At 43.3% G+C, this 24,081-nt stretch carries 21 protein-coding genes; 6 read left to right on the top strand and 15 right to left on the bottom strand.

Going from position 1 to position 24,081, the window contains the following annotated elements:
• The first annotated feature begins 547 nt into the window (after positions 1–547).
• Together cdd and purT are read left to right on the top strand one after the other, a co-directional pair.
• Positions 548–1,435 carry a cytidine deaminase gene (cdd, locus tag P4S59_RS06700; RefSeq protein ID WP_005397788.1) on the top strand — a complete coding sequence of 296 codons (888 nt, stop codon included), beginning with the start codon at positions 548–550 and terminating at the stop codon, positions 1,433–1,435.
• A gap of 146 nt (positions 1,436–1,581) precedes the next feature.
• Positions 1,582–2,757 carry a formate-dependent phosphoribosylglycinamide formyltransferase gene (gene purT / locus P4S59_RS06695; protein WP_337168122.1) on the top strand — a complete coding sequence of 392 codons (1,176 nt, stop codon included), beginning with the start codon at positions 1,582–1,584 and terminating at the stop codon, positions 2,755–2,757.
• Positions 2,758–2,828: 71 nt separating this feature from the next.
• On the opposite strand, the gene P4S59_RS06690 is transcribed toward purT, so the two are convergent.
• Complete coding sequence (locus tag P4S59_RS06690; protein ID WP_046874957.1) at positions 2,829–3,479, bottom strand: thiopurine S-methyltransferase; 651 nt, start codon at positions 3,477–3,479, stop codon at positions 2,829–2,831.
• Between the two features lie 316 nt (positions 3,480–3,795).
• Between P4S59_RS06690 and P4S59_RS06685 the strand changes: the two genes are divergently transcribed.
• Positions 3,796–4,575: a hypothetical protein gene (locus tag P4S59_RS06685; protein WP_005395912.1), complete on the top strand. Its 780-nt coding sequence runs from the start codon at positions 3,796–3,798 to the stop codon at positions 4,573–4,575.
• A gap of 122 nt (positions 4,576–4,697) precedes the next feature.
• Here P4S59_RS06685 and ihfA read toward each other — a convergent pair whose 3' ends face one another.
• Positions 4,698–4,994 (bottom strand): integration host factor subunit alpha, encoded by a 297-nt coding sequence (gene ihfA / locus P4S59_RS06680; RefSeq protein ID WP_005377899.1) that lies wholly within the window; start codon positions 4,992–4,994, stop codon positions 4,698–4,700.
• 533 nt (positions 4,995–5,527) lie between these two features.
• Between ihfA and P4S59_RS06675 the strand changes: the two genes are divergently transcribed.
• Entirely contained in the window at positions 5,528–6,409 is an 882-nt protein-coding gene (locus P4S59_RS06675; protein ID WP_047008656.1) for an AEC family transporter, read from the top strand.
• A gap of 213 nt (positions 6,410–6,622) precedes the next feature.
• Here the strand turns inward: P4S59_RS06675 and pheT are convergent, their stop codons facing one another.
• From pheT to thrS, 12 genes are all read right to left on the bottom strand, one after another.
• Positions 6,623–9,028, bottom strand: a complete 2,406-nt coding sequence (pheT, locus tag P4S59_RS06670) for a phenylalanine--tRNA ligase subunit beta (protein ID WP_257897352.1) — start codon at positions 9,026–9,028, stop codon at positions 6,623–6,625.
• Positions 9,029–9,046: 18 nt separating this feature from the next.
• Positions 9,047–10,030 (bottom strand): phenylalanine--tRNA ligase subunit alpha, encoded by a 984-nt coding sequence (gene pheS, locus P4S59_RS06665; protein ID WP_337168121.1) that lies wholly within the window; start codon positions 10,028–10,030, stop codon positions 9,047–9,049.
• A 191-nt stretch (positions 10,031–10,221) separates the two neighbouring features.
• Positions 10,222–11,397, bottom strand: a complete 1,176-nt coding sequence (locus tag P4S59_RS06660) for a hypothetical protein (protein ID WP_317342882.1) — start codon at positions 11,395–11,397, stop codon at positions 10,222–10,224.
• Between the two features lie 10 nt (positions 11,398–11,407).
• Entirely contained in the window at positions 11,408–12,199 is a 792-nt protein-coding gene (locus P4S59_RS06655; RefSeq protein ID WP_337168120.1) for an outer membrane lipoprotein-sorting protein, read from the bottom strand.
• Between the two features lie 18 nt (positions 12,200–12,217).
• Complete coding sequence (locus tag P4S59_RS06650; protein ID WP_104969329.1) at positions 12,218–14,596, bottom strand: efflux RND transporter permease subunit; 2,379 nt, start codon at positions 14,594–14,596, stop codon at positions 12,218–12,220.
• Between the two features lie 247 nt (positions 14,597–14,843).
• Positions 14,844–15,632: a TetR/AcrR family transcriptional regulator gene (locus tag P4S59_RS06645; protein ID WP_005395898.1), complete on the bottom strand. Its 789-nt coding sequence runs from the start codon at positions 15,630–15,632 to the stop codon at positions 14,844–14,846.
• 489 nt (positions 15,633–16,121) lie between these two features.
• The gene (locus tag P4S59_RS06640; RefSeq protein ID WP_046874836.1) at positions 16,122–16,931 is read right to left on the bottom strand and encodes a helix-turn-helix domain-containing protein; all 810 of its coding nucleotides are present in this window, start codon (positions 16,929–16,931) and stop codon (positions 16,122–16,124) included.
• 354 nt (positions 16,932–17,285) lie between these two features.
• Positions 17,286–17,603 carry a heavy metal-binding domain-containing protein gene (locus P4S59_RS06635; RefSeq protein ID WP_005377919.1) on the bottom strand — a complete coding sequence of 106 codons (318 nt, stop codon included), beginning with the start codon at positions 17,601–17,603 and terminating at the stop codon, positions 17,286–17,288.
• 189 nt (positions 17,604–17,792) lie between these two features.
• Positions 17,793–18,146, bottom strand: a complete 354-nt coding sequence (gene rplT, locus P4S59_RS06630) for a 50S ribosomal protein L20 (protein WP_004727974.1) — start codon at positions 18,144–18,146, stop codon at positions 17,793–17,795.
• A 40-nt stretch (positions 18,147–18,186) separates the two neighbouring features.
• A complete protein-coding gene (gene rpmI, locus P4S59_RS06625; RefSeq protein ID WP_005377932.1) occupies positions 18,187–18,381 on the bottom strand; it encodes a 50S ribosomal protein L35 in 195 nt (64 codons plus the stop codon).
• Positions 18,382–18,502: 121 nt separating this feature from the next.
• Positions 18,503–19,054 carry a translation initiation factor IF-3 gene (infC, locus tag P4S59_RS06620; RefSeq protein WP_074191168.1) on the bottom strand — a complete coding sequence of 184 codons (552 nt, stop codon included), beginning with the start codon at positions 19,052–19,054 and terminating at the stop codon, positions 18,503–18,505.
• Positions 19,055–19,057: 3 nt separating this feature from the next.
• Entirely contained in the window at positions 19,058–20,986 is a 1,929-nt protein-coding gene (thrS, locus tag P4S59_RS06615) for a threonine--tRNA ligase (protein ID WP_005395892.1), read from the bottom strand.
• 409 nt (positions 20,987–21,395) lie between these two features.
• Between thrS and P4S59_RS06610 the strand changes: the two genes are divergently transcribed.
• Positions 21,396–22,373, top strand: coding sequence for a DUF3187 family protein (locus P4S59_RS06610; RefSeq protein ID WP_337168119.1), 978 nt, complete (start codon positions 21,396–21,398; stop codon positions 22,371–22,373).
• Positions 22,374–22,379: 6 nt separating this feature from the next.
• On the opposite strand, the gene P4S59_RS06605 is transcribed toward P4S59_RS06610, so the two are convergent.
• A complete protein-coding gene (locus P4S59_RS06605; protein ID WP_337168118.1) occupies positions 22,380–23,123 on the bottom strand; it encodes a sporulation protein in 744 nt (247 codons plus the stop codon).
• 248 nt (positions 23,124–23,371) lie between these two features.
• On the opposite strand from P4S59_RS06605, the gene hutC reads away from it, so the two are divergent.
• A complete protein-coding gene (hutC, locus tag P4S59_RS06600; RefSeq protein ID WP_046874833.1) occupies positions 23,372–24,079 on the top strand; it encodes a histidine utilization repressor in 708 nt (235 codons plus the stop codon).
• Positions 24,080–24,081 lie beyond the last annotated feature (2 nt).

The raw sequence follows: 24,081 nt of genomic DNA, 5'->3' as shown, positions 1-24,081 counted from the left end.
TCTTGCTTGCAAATGCGGGCTCGAGACCCAGAAGACTATTCGAGTGTGGTGCTTGGAGTTCTATCTGGCGTTCGTACTTGTTACCGGTCTCTCAATTGAGGAGCCATCGTTCAATCGAACTACCAGATAGAAGAACTTTAGTTGCAGCTAAAGTCTGGGTCTCACCTTACCCGATTGGAGTACTTATTATCCATACAACCCGTTCTAGTAAGATCGTTAAGGCACTCTGACGAGATACACACTAATAACTTCAACATTCAGTGCAATATTACTGACTCAACGTTGCTTAGATATCTAGGAATAACGTTGTGTGGACATGTAGGCATCGTAATTAACATATCCCAGCGTCTTGGTCATATGAATATATACTGATATGGTTAATTGTGAGACGGAGATAACGCTTCACGTCAGTGCAATCGAATACATGTGTGAGCTCACTCTAATTATGTAACAGAATTATCAATTGCATTATTTATCGTGATCTAACGCACGGAACATTTCTATCCTTCACATAGAATAACTGTCCATGCAATAACAAGGATTCAACATGAAAAGTCGCATTGAACAGGCGCTAGCAGGCGCTCCAGAAGCACTTTCCAAACAACTTGCTCCTATCATCCAAGCTGATGATTTTGATGCTACGCTTTCAGTTCAACAGTTTGAGCAGTTGCTTTCAGCTACCGGTCTATCAGATAAAGAGCTTCGTGTTGCTCTACTTCCTTTTGCCGCAGCATATTCCTATGCTCCTCTTTCTGAATTTTATGTCGGTGCTATCGTTCGTGGTCTCTCAGGTCGCCTTTACTTCGGTGCCAACATGGAATTCTTTGGTGTTCAGTTAGGTCAAACAGTTCACGCTGAGCAGTCTGCAATTAGCCACGCTTGGATGAAAGGTGAACGTGGTATTAAAGATATCACTATTAACTTCAGCCCATGTGGTCACTGCCGTCAGTTCATGAACGAGTTATCTACCGCAAACGAGCTTAAAATTCAGCTCCCAGAACGCGAAGAAAAGTCGCTGCATGAATACCTACCTGAAGCCTTTGGACCAAACGATCTCGGTATCGAATCCGGCTTAATGGCAGAAGTAAAGCATCAGTTCTCATGCGATGATGAAGACACTCTAATTCAAAGCGCTGTTGAAGCGATGAACATGAGCCACTCACCATATACCAACAACTTGAGTGGCTTAGCATTAGAAATGGCTAGCGGCCGTGTATTCCAAGGTGCTTATGCGGAAAATGCGGCGTTTAACCCTAGCTTGCCGCCATTACAAGTTGCGCTGATCCAAGTACTACTTGCGGGTGAAACTTTTGACAATATCAAAGCCGCTGCTCTGGTAGAAAACTCAGAAGGCAAGATCAGTCATTTGGCTGATACGCAATCAACGTTAGAAGCGTTGAATCCAGATATTCCACTTAGTTTTGTCAACGTATAAGCGACAATTTCAGTATAAAAAGCTCTACGGCATGTAGAGCTTTTTTATTGCCTAAAAACCAAAAGCAAACGTTTGCTTTGTCATGAAACTTCAGTATGATCTCCTGCAATTTCTGTCTCACCACTCTATTTTTGTAAGGGAACACTATGTTTGGCACTGCAACCAGCGCAAATGCTACCCGTGTATTACTTTTAGGCTCTGGCGAACTCGGTAAAGAAGTCGCAATTGAATGTCAGAGACTTGGTTTAGAAGTGATTGCTTGTGATCGCTATGCTAATGCTCCAGCGATGCAAGTTGCTCACCGTAGTTACGTCATCGATATGTTAGATGGAAGCGCCTTAGAAGAAGTTATTACGAAGGAACAACCTACTTACGTCGTACCTGAAATCGAAGCTATCGCAACCGACAAACTGGTAGAGCTTGAAGAAAAAGGGCTGAATGTTGTTCCAACCGCTAAGGCAGCCAAGCTAACAATGAATCGTGAAGGTATCCGACGTTTGGCTGCAGAAGAACTAGAACTGACGACATCACCTTATCGTTTTGCAGATACTTTTGAAGACTTCAAAGCCGCGGTTGAGCATGTAGGCATCCCGTGCGTAGTAAAGCCAGTTATGAGCTCTTCAGGTAAAGGGCAAAGTGTCATCAAGACCGAAGACGACGTTGCAAAGGCATGGGATTACGCACAGGAAGGCGGACGTACGGGGGCAGGTCGCGTGATCGTGGAGGGTTTTATCGACTTCGATTACGAAATCACTTTATTGACTGTAAGAGCCGTTGACGGTGTGCATTTCTGTGCTCCAATTGGCCATCGTCAGGAAGATGGCGACTACCGCGAATCATGGCAACCGCAAGCTATGTCAGAAAACGCAGTAAAAGCAGCTGAATACACGGCTGAGAAAGTAGTCAACGCACTCGGTGGCTACGGCATCTTTGGTGTAGAGTTATTTGTTAAAGGCGATAAGGTCATTTTCAATGAGGTCTCTCCTCGCCCACACGATACAGGCATGGTCACTATGATTTCTCAGGAAATGTCAGAGTTTGCTCTCCACGTACGTGCATTTACCGGAATGCCGATTAATAATATCGTACAATATGGTCCATCTGCGTCGGCCGTTATTCTTGGTCAAGGGACTTCCACAAACATTCGCTTTGACAACCTAACCAAAGCCTTAGCTCAACCTCAAACGCAAGTTCGTCTATTCGGCAAGCCAGAAATCGATGGTCGCCGTCGTTTAGGTGTTGTCCTTACGCGACGAAAAACCACCGAAGAAGCCGTTCAAGATGCTGTTGAAAGTGCTTCAAAAGTTAATATCACTTATTAAATACGAACCACTTATACAAAAATAGCGCAGCTCAAATTGCTGCGCTATTTCGTTTTACAAACCAAAAAAACCTATTCACTCTCGATTAGGTACACTTCTTCAGAGAAGCGACTTAAGCCTTTTTTCGCAATTTTAGGATGGTTTTCATCAGCTTCATCTACGTTCAAACAGGTAACTTTGTAACCTGAAAATAACTGCTCAATCTCTTCGACTGGCACGCTAAATGGAGGCCCTGCCATCTCTTCTTGAGGATAGTTGAGTGTAACAAGCAAAATACGACCGCCTGGATTCAAAAGTTGCTTGAGACGCTCTACATACTCCTCTCGCATATCTTGCGGTAAAGCAACCAACGCGGCGCGATCATAAATGATATCGGCTTGAGATACTGGTGCAGTGAAAAAGTCCCCAGTATAAATAGAGAGCTCATCAAATTGATAAAGCTCGTGCATACCATTAACAGGCGTCACGGTTGGCGTATAAAAATGTTCAGCAAAAAAGGCACGAACAGCGATATGGCTCAGCTCAACACCTTCAACTGAATCATGCTTCATCGCCAACCAAATCAAGTCTTCTGACTTTCCACACAAAGGCACTAACACTTTGTCTTCACGCTTTGGGTTTGTGTGTTGCCAATATGCAGGTAATAGCGGGTTTACATCTTCCAAGTGAAATCCGATTTGATTACTGGCCCATTTATTATGCCAAAACTCTTGGTCTCTCATTTTACTTTCTACTTGTCGGCTGATTTTCATTTTGAGAAGTAAGACTAACGATTTTTTTCAATTTGTCTATGCCGTTCATCTTTGGTTAATACAGCGGTGATAGGATGTAAACGTTCTTATAGGAACCACGCCTTTATCTGATAAACAGAATAAAGAAAAGAGAAATGGTGATCTAACGCACGATTCCACTTCAAGACAAAACTGAAACCTTGGAATCTTTCGTAATGACCCCATTAATAAGTTAGTACCTGATTTGCCGAACTTAGCGACCTTTATGTTCCCTATTTTCTAAGTACAAGCAAGTTAAGGAGAGTGAATGAGCTTATTTCTTCGTACTACAGCATTGATGCTTTTGGTACTTAGCCGTGCACCGGCATTTGCCGCACTTCCAATTACCCCAGCGCCGAGTGGCGATCAAAATCGTTCAACAAGTCAAAACGAAGTTTGTTCGAAACTCTTTAAACATAGCCTTAGCGGCTTGTATGGTATTCAGTCAATCGACGCAACTCCAATTCAGCCATACACTGACTTCGACATTCTTTACAGCAAAGCTCACCAAGCACAATTTGAGCTTGAAACTATCTGTAAAAGTACCGCACTTCTTAATGATGCTCAGCCATACTTCGCAGGCGTAAAGTCCAAACAACGAGCAGAAGAAAAAATAGCTTTGGAGTTAGATGGAAAAGTCGAACGCATTACTGACCTAGCCCGTGCCACGATTGTTGCTGAAGACGTCGCGAGCTTAGTCTCCATTTATGAAACCTTAGAGCGTGAAACAACAATTGTTAAAGTAAAAAATCGCTTCAAAAAACCTGGTCCTTCAGGCTATAGAGACTTGAACTTACTCGTTCGTTTACCAAAGACAAATCTAGTTGCCGAAGTTCAACTGCACTTAAAAGCCATCGCAGATGTGAAAAGCGGTCCTGAACACGACCTATACGAAAAAATCCAGAAACTAGAACGCCAAGCGATGATGGAGAAACGCGAACTAAGCGAACTAGAACTCGCTTCTATTCGCAACATGCGTGCACAGTCTAAAAACTTGTACCAACAAGCATGGCAACCATACTTAACAACGCACCTAGAAGCAGCGTAATCCATATCATTAAGATATACTCAAAAACAGAAAAACCACCGCATTGCGGTGGTTTTCGTTTATATGCGACACAAGTTTTACGCAAAAAAAGACCACGCCTTAGCGTGATCCATTTATTCGGCTTACTGTACTTTCTTCAGGTTTTCTACACGAGCTTTTAACTTCTGACCCGGGCGAAAAGTCACTACACGTCGAGCAGTAATTGGAATATCTTCACCGGTTTTCGGGTTACGACCAGGTCGTTCATTCTTGTCACGAAGATCAAAGTTACCAAAACCTGACAGTTTTACCTGTTCGCCACTTTCCAGTGCCTTACGAATCTCTTCAAAGAACACTTCCACCGTTTCCTTGGCGTCCCGCTTACTAAATCCTAATTTATCAAACAGGTTTTCTGCCAGTTCGGCTTTTGTGAGCGCCATAAAACTTTCCTCAAAGCTATGTTAAACAATGCTACGTTAGTGTAGCGCCAGAGCAGTTTTACCCTACCAATTCAACAACATATCGGGGTTACATCAGGAAGTGTATGACAAGCTTATGATTTTCGCCAACTTTTTTCTTGGCGAACAAAAGGAATAGCACTATGTAAATTATTGTTAAACGCCAACATTTTGATATTTTTGTTTTTGTTTTCTCTTTAATAGGAAAAATATCCAGCTGATAAAACTAAAAGTAGTTTAAATATCAACATTAATCACTATTTAATAAAAATATCAGAGATTGGTTATTTAACAGACACTTGACATAGAACTTGTCGTAAATTCAGTGATTTGTATGTAACTCTATACGTAACAATTGAACTAAATGGTATGACCACCTGGCTTTGTAACTGTGCTTAGAAAGCTTGATTAAACCCACGCTTCTCACTGTTCAGCGATGACGCAATATATAAAGGTTGATAATGTGGTTCTTCGTGTATCTCCACATTAGCTCCTTACACTTCATCTAGGCGACCATGATTAATCAAATCATAAATATTCTTTTCCCTGTCTTTGCTCTTGTCGGCGTCGGCTATTTGGTAGGTCGTTACATCAAGCCTGACTTTCGTCCAATCAACCGCATTAACATTGAGGTTTTCACACCTGCGCTGGTGTTTTCTTCGCTCGTTAGCATGCCGTTAGACTCGAATCAGGGACCACTCCTTTTTGCAGCAATTGTCGCGGTTTTGGTTCCTGCACTACTCATGATCCCAGTATGTCGATTGACGTCACTGTCGTTTAAAACCTGGGCACCACCACATATGTTTCGCAATAGCGGAAACCTTGCTATTCCTTTGTTTACCTATACGTTTGGAGAAATTGCGCTATCCTCAGCAGTACTGCTATTTGTCGTATCAGCATGCTTGCACATTAGTTTAGGTGTAATGCTACTTAGTCATGGCAACCCTTTTAAGCAAATAGTCAAGATGCCAATCTTTTTAGCTGCGTCGTTGGCTCTGTTTCTCAACGTGTCAAATGTGGGGGCATGGGCACCTTTATACGAAGCGACTGCTCTACTTGGGCAAGCGGCAGTACCCGTGATGCTTTTATCCCTGGGGGCGCAAATGTGTCATTTAAGAGTGGACGGTTTAAAGGTTGGTGTATTGTGTACCGTGCAGTCGCTTGCAACTGGGGCGGTTGCATTCGCACTTATTTATTGGTTAATTCCCCTTCCAACGATGCAATTGCAAATGATGGTACTCTTCACAATGCTGCCACCAGCCGTCATGAATTACCTATTTGCGGAAAGGCTGAATATAGAGCCCATGAAAGTGGCGTCAATGGTACTATTTGGCAACTTTTTCAGTATTCTTACGCTGCCACTTCTGCTTAGCTATACCCTCTCACTCGCTGCCTAGCCGCCAATAAGCTAGCGTTAGCGTGTATTAGCTGAAAAACAATACGTTCCTAATATCGGGTAAGGGTTATCCCTAGTTTGGTCTAGTATTTTAAAGTAATGAGGGGTGATGCCAGCAGTATGGAACTTGAACAACGATAAGGTAATCCTAAAAATAAAAAACCCTGCCAAACTGGCAGGGTTTTCATTTCTTAAGACGATACGTTACGCGAGATTAGTCACGTAGAGCAGCACCAAACTTCTCAGAAACGTGAGCCACGATAGCGTCTACCGCACCTGCGATGTCTGCATCTTCAAGCGTACGCTCAACTGATTGTAGAGTCAGAGCGATTGCTAAGCTCTTCTTACCGTCTTCAACGCCTTTACCTACGTACACGTCGAACAGTTTCGCATCTTTAAGGAACTCGCCACCTTGCTCTAAACAAGCATTAACGATGTCACCAGATGCTACCGCTTCGTCCACAACTACTGCGATGTCACGACGGTTTGATGGGAATTTAGAAAGCTGAACCGCTTCTGGAATCACTTTACTGTTGATTGCAGACCATTCGATTTCGAATACGATAGTACGACCGTTTAGACCGAACTTACGCTCAAGCTCAGGGTGAACGGTACCGATCACACCCACTTCTTTACCATCTACGATGATTGCCGCAGATTGACCTGGGTGAAGTGCTGGGTTAGCTTTTTTGCTTTCAGGTGACAGTGCAGCGAAAGAGTACGCTTTTTCGTTCGCAGATAGCTCTAGAATCGCTTCTAGATCGCCCTTAAGGTCGAAGAAATCAACGGTGTTAGTTTCGATATCCCAGTGCTCTTCACCACGAGTACCAGCAATAACACCTGCAAGCATAGGCTCTTGGCGCATGCCGTTTTCTGCAGATTCACATGGGATGAAACGTAGGCCGTATTCGAATAGACGAACACGTGGCTGTTGACGTTTCTGGTTGTGAACAACCGTGTTCAGCAGCCCTTGGATAAGACCAAGACGCATTGCTGACATGTCTGCTGAAATTGGGTTTGGAAGCACTAGAGGCTCAACACCAGGTACAACTAGCTTTTGTTGCTCAGGCTCAACGAAGCTGTATGTAATTGCTTCGTGGTAACCACGGTCAACAAGAAGATCACGAACGCGTTTCAGTGGAAGATCCGCTTCAACGTGGTTGTGCATCTTAAGTGCTGCAGCTGGGTGTTGGTTAGGAATGTTGTCGTAACCGTAGATACGGCCAACTTCTTCAATCAGGTCTTGCTCGATAGCGATATCGAAACGCCATGTTGGCGCTACTGCCACCCAACCTTCTTCTGAAGCTTCAACAGTCAAACCTAGGCGCTCTAGGATTTCTACTACGTCAGCATCAGCAATGTGGTGACCTAGTAGGTTGTCTAGCTTCGTACGACGTAGAGCAACTTTGTTTGGCTTAGGTAGGTCTGCTTCAGACTCTACTGCAACAACAGGTGCTACTTCACCGCCACAAATTTCAACAAGAAGCTGAGTTGCACGCTCCATTGCGCTCACTTGCAGTGCGTAATCCACACCACGCTCGAAACGCATTGAAGAATCAGTGTGAAGACCGTAGCTACGAGCGCGACCACGGATGTGGTCAGGTGCAAAGAATGCACACTCTAGTAGAACGTCTTTAGTCTCAGTTGTTACACCAGACTCTTCACCACCAAAGATACCTGCGATTGCAAGTGCTTTGTTGTGGTCAGCAACAACTAATGTATCTGCGTTTAGTTCTGCTTCGCTGCCGTCAAGAAGTGTTAGCTTCTCACCTTGCTCAGCCATACGAACTACGATGCCACCTTCGATCTTCGCTAGATCGAATGCGTGCATTGGTTGACCTTGCTCTAGAAGCACGTAGTTAGTGATGTCTACAACAGGGTCGATAGAGCGAATACCACAACGACGCAGTTTCTCTTGCATCCATAGTGGCGTTTCAGCTTGAACGTTTACGTTCTTAACAACACGACCTAGGTAACGAGGACACGCAGCAGGAGCTTTCACTTCAATAGACACTTTATCGTCGATTGAAGGGGCAACTGCTTCTACTGATGGCTCAGTCACGTCAGCACGGTTTAGTACGCCAACTTCACGAGCTAGACCACGAATGCTGAAACAGTCAGCGCGGTTTGCTGTTAGATCTACGTCTACCGTTACGTCATCTAGACCTAGGAATTCACGGAAATCAGTACCGATTACTGCGTCTTCTGCTAGTTCCATGATGCCGTCTGACTCAACATCAATGCCTAGTTCAGTGAACGAACAAAGCATGCCGTGAGATGGCTGGCCACGTAGTTTCGCTTTTTTGATTTTGAAATCGCCTGGAAGAACAGCACCAACTGTTGCTACCGCTACTTTCAGACCTTGGCGACAGTTAGGTGCACCACAAACGATGTCTAGAAGCTCTTCTTCACCCACGTCAACTTTAGTAACGCGAAGTTTGTCTGCGTCTGGGTGTTGACCACATTCAACAACGTGACCCACTTTAACGCCAGTGAAAGAACCCGCTACAGGAAGAACGTCGTCTACCTCTAGGCCGGCCATTGTAATTTGATGAGTGAGTTCGTCAGTAGTAACCGCTGGGTTTACCCACTCACGAAGCCATGATTCGCTGAATTTCATGTTGATGAACCCTCTGGATTACTTGAACTGTTTTAGGAAACGAAGATCGTTTTCGAAGAACGCACGTAGATCGTTCACGCCGTAACGAAGCATCGTTAGACGCTCAACACCCATACCGAATGCGAAACCAGAGTATTTTTCAGGATCGATGCCTACACTACGTAGTACGTTCGGGTGAACCATACCGCAGCCTAGTACTTCTAACCATTTACCGTTTCTGCCTTTCACGTCTACTTCAGCTGAAGGTTCAGTGAATGGGAAGTAAGATGGACGGAAACGTACTTCTACTTCTTCTTCGAAGAAGTTACATAGGAAATCGTGCAGGATGCCTTTCAACTGTGCGAAGTTTACGTTCTCATCAACCAGCATACCTTCCACTTGGTGGAACATTGGGGTATGAGTTTGGTCGTAGTCGTTACGGTATACACGGCCCGGAGCGATGAAACGGAATGGTGGTTTACCATTTTCCATCGTACGGATCTGTACGCCTGACGTATGAGTACGAAGCATCAAATCTGGATTGAAGAAGAAAGTATCGTGGTCAGTACGCGCTGGGTGATCAGCGGCAATATTTAGCGCATCAAAGTTGTGGAATGCATCTTCGATCTCTGGGCCAGCTTCGGTGTTGAAACCAAGTTCGCCAAAGAACTTCTCAATACGCTCTACAGTACGAGTTACTGGGTGTAAACCACCGTTCTCAATACGACGACCTGGTAGTGTTACGTCGATTGTTTCTGCTGCTAGTTTCGCTTCAAGCTCTGCACGTTGTAGTGCGTCTTTACGAGCTGCGATAGCTTGCTGAACGACGCCTTTCGCTTTGTTGATTTCTTGACCAGCTTCACGGCGTTCTTCTGGTGGTAGTTTACCTAGGCTTTGAAGTTGAGCAGTTAGCTCACCTTTTTTACCCAGATACTGAACACGCACTTCATCAAGTGCGACTAGCGATTCGGCAGCTTCAATTGCAGTGCTCGCGCTAGCAATGATCTCTTCTAGATGTTGCATCGTTTCCTCATCTACCTGTTGGTAGTGTCCATAAGGGAGTGATTGGTTTTTTGATAGCTGTACATAGTAGCCAAACCGGGCACCAATGCCAAATTGAATTACGAAAAGAAGAGGTTATTGAATAAAAAGAGCACAAAAACGTCAAAAATGTCATCTTTCATTAATCTGACGTTAAGTTGTGCCCTTTTGTTTTAGAAATAGTATTGAATAGATAGCTCGATAAAATCGTCATCTCGGGCGAAATAGAGCAAATCGTTTGGCGTTTCATTTTTGAACAACCAAGCATCAATTTGCCACTTAAAGTTATTCGATATTCGGCTCGAGGCTTCTAACTTGGCATTGTAAACATCGGCGTTATCTAAATCCTTTGTGATTCCCGTCAATAATTCCGTTCCGTCCTCGTCGTTGAGCGCCCAACGAATGCCTGCAAACACATCATTTTGACCGATAGTTTGTGCGTTATTCCCACGACTGTCATAGAGGTACTCACCAATAACCCCCACATCCCAAACCGTGTCAAATGCACCGACGAAGGTATACTCAAAACCCGTCACAAGACCGACATGATTATCAGCACTATCTCGATAAACACTTTCCAGTTTCCATAACCAATCGCCAACGATTCCTTGTACATCGAGACCGATATGACTCATCAGAGCGTAGTAAGGCTTTAATTCCCCGTACTCAAAACGAAAGTAAGGATCCCGGTTTGTTCCATATAAATAGCTCAGGCCTACGTCCCAATCGCCAAGCATTTTCGAATATCGAAAAGCCACATCTACCTGCTTTTCTTCTCTGCTTGATTCGTAGATAGCATCATCTGAGACAACAGGTTCGGTTCGCAAGCGCCCGTCAGTACCCGCAAACGTTCGCTCCCTAAAGTAAGGTAATAACATTGCATGGACGGTGCCCCAATCTTTGAATGAGGTAAAATGCAACATCGGCTGACCGAGCTTATCTTCACCATCGACGGCTTCAATGGCGTCTGTCTGGTTTACTACATCAACCAAATGGGCGGATTCCGTCACTCCCCAAAAAACCTTACTAATCCCAACTCGAAGCTCATAATCATCCCAGTACGTCAGATAAAGCGCCTCTCTTATGTCTCCGTGACTTCGCTCATCGTCTAGACTATCCAAACGATAGAAAGGTGTGAGGGTAAAGCTCGCATCACCATTTTGCATCTCCCAGTAAAATTCTGGCTGCAAAACCAATGACGTTTGCGCTTTGCTCTGGCCCTGAGAGCCAGTTTCAAAAAACTGACGATGCTCAATATTGACTTGTCCAGCAAGCTCAACGGCGGCAAGAGGCATCGAGTAAAAAGAGGTTGCTGCGCTAAGCAACAACCCAACATTTGATCGGTTCATTTCTCCTCCACTACCTCACTCGCTTTAACACATTCTTATGAAAATCATTGTCTTCGAGCCCAGTGTTAAAGCGCATTTCACTTGTTGTTAGCTCAGTGCTTTTTCCTGTTTGATGATTTGTCATCGCCATGGTGTGCGCTCGCCAATATTGGTTGAGGTACTGCTTGTAATCTGAGAAAGAAAGCGTTTTTAACAACGACCCTTTGCGATCGTAAAACTCAACTTTCAGTGGGCGGTAATGCGCTTTATCTAACCACACCGTTTGCTTGGTATAACCTGAATTTTTGTCGGTCGGGATTTGCTCTATAACGAAAACATCTTGCCCATTTATGGTGTCATCTTTTAAATAATTGAAACGATATTTTTCGATCTCAAAAGAACTGAGATCCTCATACGCAAATTCACTGCCCATAAAAGGGCCTGATTTGTTACGCGAGGAAATACGTTTCACACGCTTCAGTGCTGGAAGGTAAAGCCACTGGTCATCGGCACCCACTGTATGAGAGTGGTTGAGAAACGCGGTGCCTTTCACATCTCTTGGTTCATCAAATATTGTGAGTCCTTTGTCACCATCGTCCTCAACTTCGAGTGATTGAAGGCGTATTAAACGTGTGCTGCTTTCTCCTTGTGCGTTCCGCAGAATCATTTTCATAGTAGCAACAGAATCCCCCCACCCTTCATCACGGGCTTTGCGCTCTTGAGCAATTTCTAATCCTTTCGCTTCATCCGCTAACACCGCATGACTCATAAAAAGCGAGACAGAAAGTGCAGATACTTTTAAGGCATTTTTTAGTAAATTCATGTTCAATCCTTTGATTCGTTATGACTGAATAACAGCCGTGGTTTGAGAGTCAGTTGATTTAAGCTTGTTTCGGCGGTCCACCTCGTCGTAGACGCCTTTGTCAAACAACATCAGTAGAGTCGGTAGAAAGATGAAATCCACAACAAGAGCAATGAAGATAACAATGGCACTCAACTGCCCCATATCGGCATTTAAGCGGAAGCTCGACATCGCCAGAACGGAGAAACCAGCAACAAGCACGACAGTCGTAATCCAAAGCGCGCGCCCCACGGTGCGAAAAGCGTAACGAACCGCTTGTTCCGCGCTATGGCCATCTTTACGAGCGTGTTGGTATTTAGAGAGAAAATGAACGGCATCATCAACCACAACGCCAAGCGTCAACGTCACAACAACAGACAACCCCAAATTAATTTCACCAGAAACCAGCGCCCAAATACCAAAACCAATAAGCGCAGGGGCGATATTCGGGACCAGGCTGATTAAACCGAGCTTGAACGAGCGTAAGGCAAAGATCAGTAATGCCGAAATTAAGACCAGAGTGATAGGCAAGGTTGACAGCATGCTAGCCATATTCGTTTCGCCAATATGCGCAAACATCAGTGATGGACTAGAAGCAACAACATCATACTGAGGCGCGTTTTCGTTAAACCATTGGTAAATACGATTTTCCAAATCAACAAGCTCGACGCTGCCCAAGTTCTCCACAGTGAGAACCATCTTGATTGACGACTTATCAACATTGATTTGGTTGTTCAAATCTAAGCCATACGGTAGTGACATTTCATAAAGCAGCAGATATTGAGCCGCTAATTCTCTGTCTTGAGGGAGCGAGTAATAAGCCTGATCATCTCCATGCATGTTCTTGTTTAGACGCTTATAAACATCGCTCAAGGTCGCAACATGGTCCGTTTCTGGCTGCAACCTTAGCCAGTCAGTAAATTTACCCACGGTATTGAGAAAATTAGGATCCGCAATACCTTGCGATTCGTTAGTTTTTATCGCGATACTGATGTTCGCCATGCCACTGATTCGCTCTTCCATAAAATCAGCCGCTCGACGAAATTCATTGCTATGACCAAAATATTCGACGGATTCATCGTTGACTTTGTTCAGCGGAATCAAACTCGCACTCGCGACAATGACAAGCACCGACAACGGCAATAACGCATGTCGCTTTGACACCACGAAATCCCCTAAGTGATCCATAAAGTGCTTTCTTTCATCAGCAGTGTCTGACTTCACCCTAACAGGAAGGATATGAAGTAACGCCGGAAGTAATGTGATGGAAAGGAAACAAGCAATCATGACGCCAAGGGCTGATAGGTTGCCGAAATCTCTCAGGATTGGAGAATCCGACATATTCATCATTAAAAAGCCGATCGCGGTGGTAATGGAGGTAATCAGGATGGGCATGAAATTGAGCGCAATACTTCGTTCAATAGAATGGGCTTTACTAAAGCCGTTTTGCATTGACTGACGCATCGTCGCTATGATGTGTACACAGTCGGCGACGGCAAGCGTCATCACCAAGGTAGGCACATTAACTGTCGCCGTGCTTAAGAACATACCAGCCCATCCTGATAAGCCCATTGTCACCATAACTGAGCCGATAATAACGATGAGTGTCGCGATGACGCTAAGCAATGAGCGCAACATGAGAGTCAGGAAAACCAATATCACTAGTAGCATGGTCGGCACTAGCGTCGCGCTGTCATCTTGAGCTGCGGTCATAAACGCGTAGTTCATTGCAATAATACCGGCTTTGTGGAAATCAGTATCCGGGTACACTTGCTGATAACGCTCAATCATTCCGTTTATGTAGGCAACCACTTCTTGTACTTCAGCGGTTTTATCGACCTCAGGGAGTTGGACCGTAATATTCACGACCGTGACATCCCCTTTTTCGGAAATCAGTGAACTTTTCAAAACCGGCTCACTCAACGCAATACTTTTGACTTTCTCGATTCGCTGAGGCGTCAATTCATATTCGCTATACAGTAAATCTTCGACAAGAAGATCATCTTCAAACGCTTCGGTATGCTGGTAGTTAGCAAGGGAATCAACACGGGTGGAGTATGGGACTTGCCACGCCTCGTCAGTGATCTGCTGAATAAGAGATAAGGTGTTCGGAGTAAAAACAGTGCCATTTTTTGGCGCTATGACCAAAGCAAGACTGTCAGATTTTGCAAAGGTAGTCTGAATTTCATCAAACGCAAGTAACTGCTCATTTGTTCCATCAAAAAAGATGTCGTAATCCCCTCTAAAGTAAAGATTTTTTCCTCCAATAGTTGCTATAACAATCAATAAAACGGTAGCAAGCACAACCAACACACTGTAATTCGTTGGTAGCTTGACCCAGCCAATTCGGGCTTGTTGTTGAACGTTGTGATGTGGCATCACACTCTCCTTTTGTGACGTTTCGTCAAATTTAAAAACTAAAAAAAACAGCGAATGCTGTGATAACCAGATAACTTCAACATATAAAAATCAGATCGAATTTATTTGGTTATATAAGTTAGTTTTTGAGTAACTTCCTATACTTCTCGAGATCGGTAACTTGAGTACCAATTTCTAATTTTTTGACGATTCGTCACAATGGTGTAATAAAAAAGCCAACTAAAATATTAGATGGCCTCTATAACGATTAGCGATTCACAGACTCTAAATAAGCAAGCTCTTCGCTGAACAATTCCTGTTCCACTCGACGCCACGTTTTACGGTAATCCCACTCTGTCGATAAAGGTGACCACCCTAAACCATCAAGTAACATATTCGCGTTATGCAGTACTGAGAATGGATCTTGAATTCGCTGAATACATCGACTGTTCGATGCATTTTGCGCTAGAGCGTTTGAACCGAAGGCAATAGACCAGTTAGCAAATACGATGGCATCAGAACCAATTGCGGGAGAGAACTTAAGGTCTCCACATTCCACCGCATTATTCACCAACGCATCAGCACCATCTATTACTTGTTCTTCTAAGTTGTTCAATTCATTCACACGCTTAGGCGAAGCTTTCTCTAGGACCCAAGGCGTCTTTGCAACAATCGCACAGGTTGATAGTACAGGCTCCATACGAGCGTAAATACGATAACCTACATGCATAGCAATGATTTTTTCTCTGGTATTGCCATTGAACTTAGCGGTACGTTCGAAAAATATTGCCTCGCTTCTCAGCGAGTGAATACAAAGCGCAAGAATCACATCTTCTTTGCTGCAAAAATGATTGTAGATCGTTCCCTTCGAGTAAGGGCTTGCCGCTGTGAGCTTGTCCATCGTTAAGTTGGCAAAGCCTTGCTCTTGAACCAGAGACTTAGCCAATTGAATAAGCTCTATTTCACGATCAGCAATCGCCTGTTGTTTTTTAGTTAGCCCTGAAGACGTACGACATCCGTCTTGCTTGCTATCTTTTTTACAGCGAAAGTTAAACATAATCCTTTGATCCGTATACCAACACACTCCCAATAATTGTAACACGATTCTTGAATACAGGAACGCCACTAAATTTGACGAACCGTCACAAATGACACTTCGTCATAATAGATCAAAAAACAAACATTGCAAGTATGAATTTATAGCCAACCGAAAAATAAGCTTTAATTATATATAACCAAGTAACATCAAGATGCTTGGTTCAGCGAGAATGATTTGATTGTAAGGAAAGGCTAGAGTGGAGTGCGGGGACATAACCCCAAAAATCAGAACCTTAAAAATTGGACAACGAGTGATATTGAAATGATGTTATTCAAAAAAGCCCAAAACACTTAAAGTTTGGATTCAAAACAGTAACTGATAGATGCTCTATTTACAAAGTGTGCTCTGTCTTGGGCTTTTCTTTTACTGCTTCCTTTCAATATTAGAGCTGCAAAACTCAATAACATAATGAGAAAAGCGATTCTCTTTAAGTAAAAGACTGAATTTCTAAATCGAGAGGCTTGGTTTATCACCTGCAGATGCGATGGCATAACGAATATCGTCAATAAATCGCCCTTCTGTCTCGATAATTCCATCAGAGAATGTGACTGGTTGATGTGGCCCTGCAAGTAGAACAATATTAGTAAAATCAGAGACGTTGAAGTTCTCTGCCACAACATTTTGGGAATGAAAATCGATAACCGTTTTTGCGACTTGATCTTCCAATTGCAAAAGCTGCTCTTCGGTAATTTTCATGCGTGCCAAAGCCACACGAACGCATTTATCGTGGGTTGTTGTCTGTTCTTTTATGATTTCCGTATATTTATCATTGAGCTTGGAGTTTTCTGCATAGCTGTAATATAACGGCCCGTGCAACGTTATATTTTTATCTTCATCAACGTAAACAAGATCCAATAACTCCAAAGCTTTTAGGTAATCAGACATGCTCTGCTCAGACAAATCATACTTTTTCTTTAAAATGGAATATCCATCTTTGCCTCGCAGCATTCTCAATTCACGATAAAAATCGTAAAGATGGGGAAATTGAAAAAAGACTTCATCTTGCGTACGGCTAAAGTAATCCTCGTCTTCGCCTTGTAATTGATTCGCAAGCTTTTGTAGTTCATCTAACGTGCAATCAACAGCTCTACAATATTCAAGCAGTTTATCCAAAGCGAGATTTGTGCTTGTTAAGTGTCTCTTAAAAGTGGACAGCGGCATGCCCATTTTCTCAGATAGCTCTCGATATGTTAGCCCTTTTGTTTTAATCGCTTGGCGTAATGCGGCTAGCAAGTATTCGGGAGTCAGATCTCTCATCTACAATTCCTTTTGGCAATGTTACAGCTGTATAGTATTTGTAACAATTTAGAACCGCTTGGCAAGGTATAAGTTCATATTTTTATAAGAAAAACATGAATTAATATATCGAAATCAAAATTCACACGATAAATGGAAAATTAAATATGAATTCAATTTCATTATGAATATAAAATGATACACAAAACAAAAGTGAAGCAATTACTCTAAATTATTAGGATTAATTTTAATAGTAACGTAAAGTTAAGAATATAAGCCTATTCGCTCTGCGAAAATCTAGAATAATTAACCTAAAAAGAAAAAACGACAAATGAATAAAAATTCACCATCCCTAGCAACGCTTTTCCTCGTATATTAGTCCGCAAGTTTCACCGCAGTACCAAATGCCAAAATTTCCGAAGAACCATCTACGATTGAGCTCGTGGTAAATCGAATCCCTACAATCGCATCTGCACCTTTAGATTCAGCGTCTGCTACCATGCGCTGTATAGCTATATCACGCGCGTCGGTCATCATTTCCGTGTAACCGCGAATTTCGCCGCCAACAATGCTTTTGATACCCGCCATGAGGTCACGGCCAATATGCTTTGATTGAACAACATTACCAGTTACAACCCCTCTGATTTCAGAGATCTGCTTGCCTGGAATGCTTTCGGTCGTTGTGTAGATCATTTTTAATCCCTTATAAACGTAAAAATTTATACCCAAGCTACCTTATAACTAACATAAGATGCTAACCAATAAGTTGAGAAGACTGATAAACAATACTCTAAATAGCCAAGCTAAAAGTCATTTGGGTATATATTTTAGCAATAAAAAAGGAGAGCTAATGCTCTCCTTCTCTTAATCCTAAACTGCTAATTAAAGAGCAGCTTTCGCTTTTTCAACTAGAACTGCAAATGCAGCTTTGTCGAATACTGCGATGTCCGCAAGGATCTTACGGTCGATCTCGATAGATGCTTTCTTAAGACCGTTGATGAAACGGCTGTAAGATAGACCATTTTGACGAGATGCCGCATTGATACGTGCAATCCATAGTTGACGGAATTGACGTTTCTTAGCGCGACGGTCACGGTAAGCGTATTGACCAGCTTTAGTAACTGCTTGGAAAGCTACGCGGTAAACACGTGAACGCGCACCGTAGTAACCTTTAGCTTGTTTTAGAACTTTCTTATGACGTGCACGAGCTTGTACACCACGTTTTACGCGAGGCATTATGCTTCTCCTAAACTAAACGATTGATAACTAAAAAGAATTAAGCGTATGGCAACATACGGATTACTGCAGCCACTTCACATTTTGGAAGGATTGCATTCGGACGTAGTTGACGCTTGTTCTTAGTAGTACGCTTAGTCAGGATGTGACGTTTTGTAGCGTGCTTGTACTTAATACCACCAGCAGTTTTCTTAAAACGCTTAGCAGCACCTTTGTTGGTTTTCATCTTAGGCATGATGAATAACTCCGCATTGAGTAGGTTTAATAAACAACGTAATTAGGGCGAACAAAACCCAGCCGTTATGCCTTTATCGAAAGGAAAGCGACTAGGTTTTAATTACTTGATGAGCCGTTAATTACTTCTTTTTAGGGGCTAGCACCATGATCATCTGGCGACCTTCAATCTTCTTAGGGAAAGATTCAACTACAGCAAGTTCTGCAGTATCTTCCTTAAGACGATTTAGAACGTCAACACCGATGTCTTGGTGTGCCATCTCTCGGCCACGGAAGCGAATTGTTACCTTCACTTTGTTGCCTTCTTCAAGGAAACGCGTCAGGTTGCGTAGTTTTACCTGATAGTCTCCAATATCAGTTCCAGGACGGAATTTTACTTCCTTGATCTGGACCTGCTTTTGCTTCTTCTTCTGCTCTTTAGCAGTTTTGCTCTTCTCGAAGAGGAACTTACCATAGTCCATCACACGACAAACAGGTGGCTCGGCGTTAGGACTGATCTCAACGAGATCCATACCAGCTTCTTCAGCAGCTGCAATGGCTTCTTGAATCGATACAACACCAACTGATTCACCGTCAGCGCCTGTTAGTCGAACTTCACGAATACCACGAATTTCACCGTTGATACGGTGCGGGTTTTGTTTTACCGGCTGTTGGCCACGTCTTCCGCCTTTAATAGCTTATTCCTCCAGATTGAGCTTACGGCTAGAGATCTCGTCTTGGATGTATGCAATAAAATCATCCACTTTAAATTTACCAAGATCTTTACCTTTACGAGTACGTACTGCAATTTCGCCAGCTTCCATTTCTTGGTCACCAACAACAAGCATATACGGTACACGCTTCAAAGTATGTTCGCGGATTTTAAAGCCAATCTTCTCATTTCTCAAGTCCGCTTTAGCTCTAATTCCACTTTTTTGTAGTTTTTGTACTATTTCTTGAACATAACCTGACTGTTTATCAGTAATGTTCATAAGAACTGCTTGTTCTGGCGCCAACCAAGTTGGGAAGAAACCAGCATATTCTTCGATAAGGATACCAATGAAGCGCTCTAGTGAACCTAGAATCGCACGGTGAATCATTACCGGTACAAGACGTTCGTTATTTTCACCTACATAAGTAGCGCCTAGGCGACCTGGTAGGTTGAAGTCTAGCTGGACAGTACCACACTGCCAAGCGCGGTCTAGACAATCGTATAGTGTGAATTCAATCTTAGGACCGTAGAACGCACCCTCACCTTCTTGAATTTCGTATGGGATATCCATCGATTCAAGAGACTGCTTCAATGCTTCTTCAGATTGATCCCAGATTTCATCTGAACCTACACGTTTCTCTGGACGAGTAGACAGTTTCACTACGATGTTGTCAAAACCAAATGTTTGGTACGTATCGTACACCATCTTGATGCAGTTTGTTACTTCTTCTTGGATTTGGCTCTCAGTACAGAAAATGTGAGCATCATCCTGAGTAAAGCCACGTACACGCATAATGCCGTGTAGTGCACCAGATGGTTCGTTACGGTGACATGAGCCGAACTCTGCCATACGTAATGGTAGATCACGGTACGATTTTAGACCTTGGTTGAAGATCTGTACGTGACCTGGACAGTTCATTGGCTTAATCGCATATTCACGGTTCTCAGAAGAAGTTGTGAACATTGCATCAGCGTATTTATCCCAGTGGCCAGAGCGTTCCCAAAGAACACGGTCCATCATTAGCGGACCTTTTACTTCTTGGTAACCGTACTCATCTAGCTTAGCGCGGATGAATACTTCTAGATCACGGAAGATAGACCAACCATTGTGATGCCAGAACACCATACCCGGTGCTTCTTGCTGCATGTGGAATAGGTCTAGTTGCTTACCAATCTTACGGTGGTCACGCTTCGCCGCTTCTTCTAGGCGAGTTAGATGCGCTTTCAGTGCTTTCTTATCGTGGAAAGCCGTACCGTAGATACGTTGAAGCATTTTATTGTCGCTGTTACCACGCCAGTAAGCACCTGCCACATTCAATAGAGTGAAGTGTTGACAGAAGCTCATGTTAGGAACGTGAGGACCACGACACATGTCGATGTATTCTTCATGGTGGTAAAGGCCTGGACGATCATCACGAGATACGTTTTCGTCTAGGATTTCCACTTTGTATGGTTCGCCACGTGATTCAAACGTATCACGCGCTTCCTGCCAGCTTACTTTTTTCTTAACAACTTCGTACTTGGTTTTCGCTAGCTCTTTCATACGCTTTTCAATCTTTTCAAGATCTTCTTGCGTTAGAGACTCATCTAGGTCGATATCGTAGTAGAAGCCGTTGTCGATGGTTGGACCAATCGCCATTTTAGCTTGTGGGTAAAGCTGCTTAAGAGCGTGACCAAGAAGGTGAGCACAAGAGTGACGAACGATTTCTAAACCGTCTACTTCATCTTTTACGGTGATGATTTCAAGGCTTGCGTCTTCTTCAATTAGGTCACACGCATCAACGCGGTTACCGTTTACACGACCAGCGATCGTTGCTTTTGCAAGACCAGGACCGATCGATTGCGCAACTTCCATAGTAGAAACTGGGTTGTCAAATTGACGCTGACTGCCGTCAGGAAGAGTAATAATAGGCATGCTATGTCCTTTACAGTGGTGTTGCACACCAAGCAACACATGTTATTCAAATTAGAAGCTATTTGTTGAAAATAGTTGAGAATCAATAAAGGCCTCTCGGTAACACGAATACCGGACCGTTATCGAAAATGGGATTGTACCTAGCTCACATTTAGATTGCAAAGCGCGATTTTGTTTTATCATAAGAACTTAACCTCAGGCCCCGTCACGACAATCTGATGATTATTCTTAAGGGCTCACATCATTTGTAAACGGAGTTCCCCCTCCCAATAGAACTTGAATACACAACTGGTATAATAGTTCCTAATACCTATTAACTAACACAAGACCCAGCACACCTAGTTCCACCTCAAAGTGCAATTTAGGTATATAGTTGTTTTATTGAGTAGTTTGCATGTAGGTGTTCATCATGATCTATTTCAAATCTCGCTTTATGGGGCTTCTAAGCACTTCGATATGCTGTGTACCAGCCATGGCATCAAATGACCTGTATGGGCCGCTACGTTCTTACGCACAATCTCCGATGCAAGTGGTTAGCCATACCAATATACTGCGCTCAGGGCATAGCCTTCCCTCTGATTTTGTCGAAACCTATGGCTCAGGAACCGTGGCCAGTGTTTGGGCTCATACTGATGAATACGCACTGGATTATTACCACAACCAAATCGAAATTGGCAGCAAGTGGCAAATCAATAGCAGTTGGCAATGGGAACTCAATTATCGGTGGGTTTTTGCCGCTGATAACCATTTAGATGGACTGACTAAAAGCTTCCATAACCTTTTCGGTATCGGACAGAATGGCCGAGACAAAGTAGACAGAGATCGTTTTTACATTTCAATGCCGCAATATGATGTGCTAGAAGATGATTTCGAAGGACAAACGCTTGCCAACAACTTATCTACTTATTTGCAATATCAAGTGTTTCAGAATGAACATCACGGCCTATCTATTGGTGGCAGCTTATATTTTAATGATGTTGCTCACGGGACTTTTCAAGGCAGTAATTTCGAGCAAGGCTTCCAAATAAATTACAGTTATTTGAGTGACGCCCATGCATTTTACTCGATGGTTGGCATGACTTTTCGCTCAGATGATCGCGCCTTGCTGGATCTACCCTATCGGCATAGTACGATTGCCGTTGCAGCTGGGTACCGTTATGCGTTGGAAGAGAACCACCACCTGATGTTCGAATACCATTGGTATCAAGGCTCAACAGAGGGACCCGCAGAGTTTGCTGATGCCTCTAATGAACTGGTATTAGGCTATCGATATCTAATGGAAAACTCCGCGCTTGAGTTTTTAGCCGTAGAGAACGCACGAAACATGGATAACAGTACCGATATCGCTTTCACAATAGGATATCGGTACATATTCTCATCAAGTTGATGAGAACTATAGATTTAGCGTTGGTGCAACCGCGGCAGCGACTTGAGCATCAGTTGCATTGATCGGCAACGTAAACGAGCGATATTGGTCACCAACCAAGCTGAGCGAACGGTCAATCTCCGCCAAACAATGCATGACCTGCCCTTCCAGAATAAAAGAAAGCTCAATTTCTTTTGATGAGATAAAGCCGTTATTTCGGAACTCTAGCTCTTGATAAATTCCAGAGCGAGAAGCAAACGAGCCACCGCGCAAAAAGCCTTTTTCAACATCGGCTTTAACCATAGTGAAACCAGCTTGCTCGATCGCTTGAATAACGCGAGATGCTACTGGTAGTGGTTTCACTTCAATATAGTCACGGTCACGCGGGTCAATCGCAAAATCAATATCTAACGTCGTTTCAACCCAAACATGGCATTGATTCTTAAGTGCGCTAACCGCAGTAATTGGCGTTTCATCATGCAGTTTTAGCTCAAACGGAATCTGCTTCTCTTCATTAGGTTGAATCACAAAGGGGTCTACCGCCTTCAGCTGATCAATAGTGAACGTTTGGTAACTTACGCTATCATCCACTTCGACTTTCATCTCTGTGTTCAACTTAATAGTAATAGCATCAATTTGTTGTTCGACGTCTCCGCCTTTGATATGAACATGCCCTTTCAGCGTCGCTCCTTGAAACACGCTCATTTCGTCTAAAATCGTATCTACTTTTGCAGAACCGATCCCCAGTGATGCTTTCAATTTTTTAAACATGTTTTTCCTTTTTAGCGACTTTTCTTCTCATAATCGTTTGTTTACACAATTGTTTTATACTCTGCAAGCAATAGACCACAAGAAAATGTTCGAATTCCATCATCAATCCAAATAATACTCAGCAGCAAGAGTCATTCAGCCCCACAATAGGATTGTTCTTTCACTAAGTGGGGGCGTTCGTCGAGAAATGTTTGCAATTTGTACCTAAATTAAGCAGTATTTGTATAGTCAAATAAAAGGGAACCATTATGTCTGCACCACTCTACATTCAAATCAAACAATTTATCCTCGATAAAATTGATGCTGGAGAGTGGATAGTCGGTCATCGTATCGCCACAGAGATTGAGCTTACCGAGCAATTTGGTGTCAGTAGAATGACAGTGAACAAAGCAATTCGGGACTTAGTTAATGAGGGCCGATTACAACGTCGCCCACGCTTAGGTACGTTTGTGTGTGATCCTGGTGAAAAGTCAGAATCTCCTCTGTTAGACATTCGAAACATTGCCGAAGAAGTCAGCGACCGAGGGCGACAATATAGCAGTAAAGTGCTCAAACAAGTTGCCATAAAAGCAGATGACAGCATTGCGACAAAACTCGGCGTCATGCTTGGCACAACGGTGTTTTACAGTGAAATCATTCACTATGAAGACCAAACGCCTATTCAATTAGAACTCCGCTGGGTGAACAGCCAATATGCCCCGAGTTATTTAAATCAAGACTTCACACAAATCACTCCGAATCAATACCTGTCAGATAATTGCCCACTCAACGCTATTGAACATACTGTAGAGGCAATTGTGCCTGACGGCCGTATTAAGCAAGACTTAAAAATGCAAGCCAATGAGCCTTGCCTTCTCTTGAATCGCAGAACGTGGAGCCAAGATAAGTTAGTCAGTACCGCCCTACTTTATCACCCTGGTAACAAATATAAGCTGAGCTCAAAAGTGCTCATTTAATG

The organism is Vibrio sp. M60_M70, from assembly GCF_037162085.1.
Classification (GTDB): domain Bacteria; phylum Pseudomonadota; class Gammaproteobacteria; order Enterobacterales; family Vibrionaceae; genus Vibrio; species Vibrio diabolicus.
The sequence above is the reverse complement of the archived record's forward strand: the minus strand, read 5'-3'. Positions and strand labels throughout refer to the sequence as shown.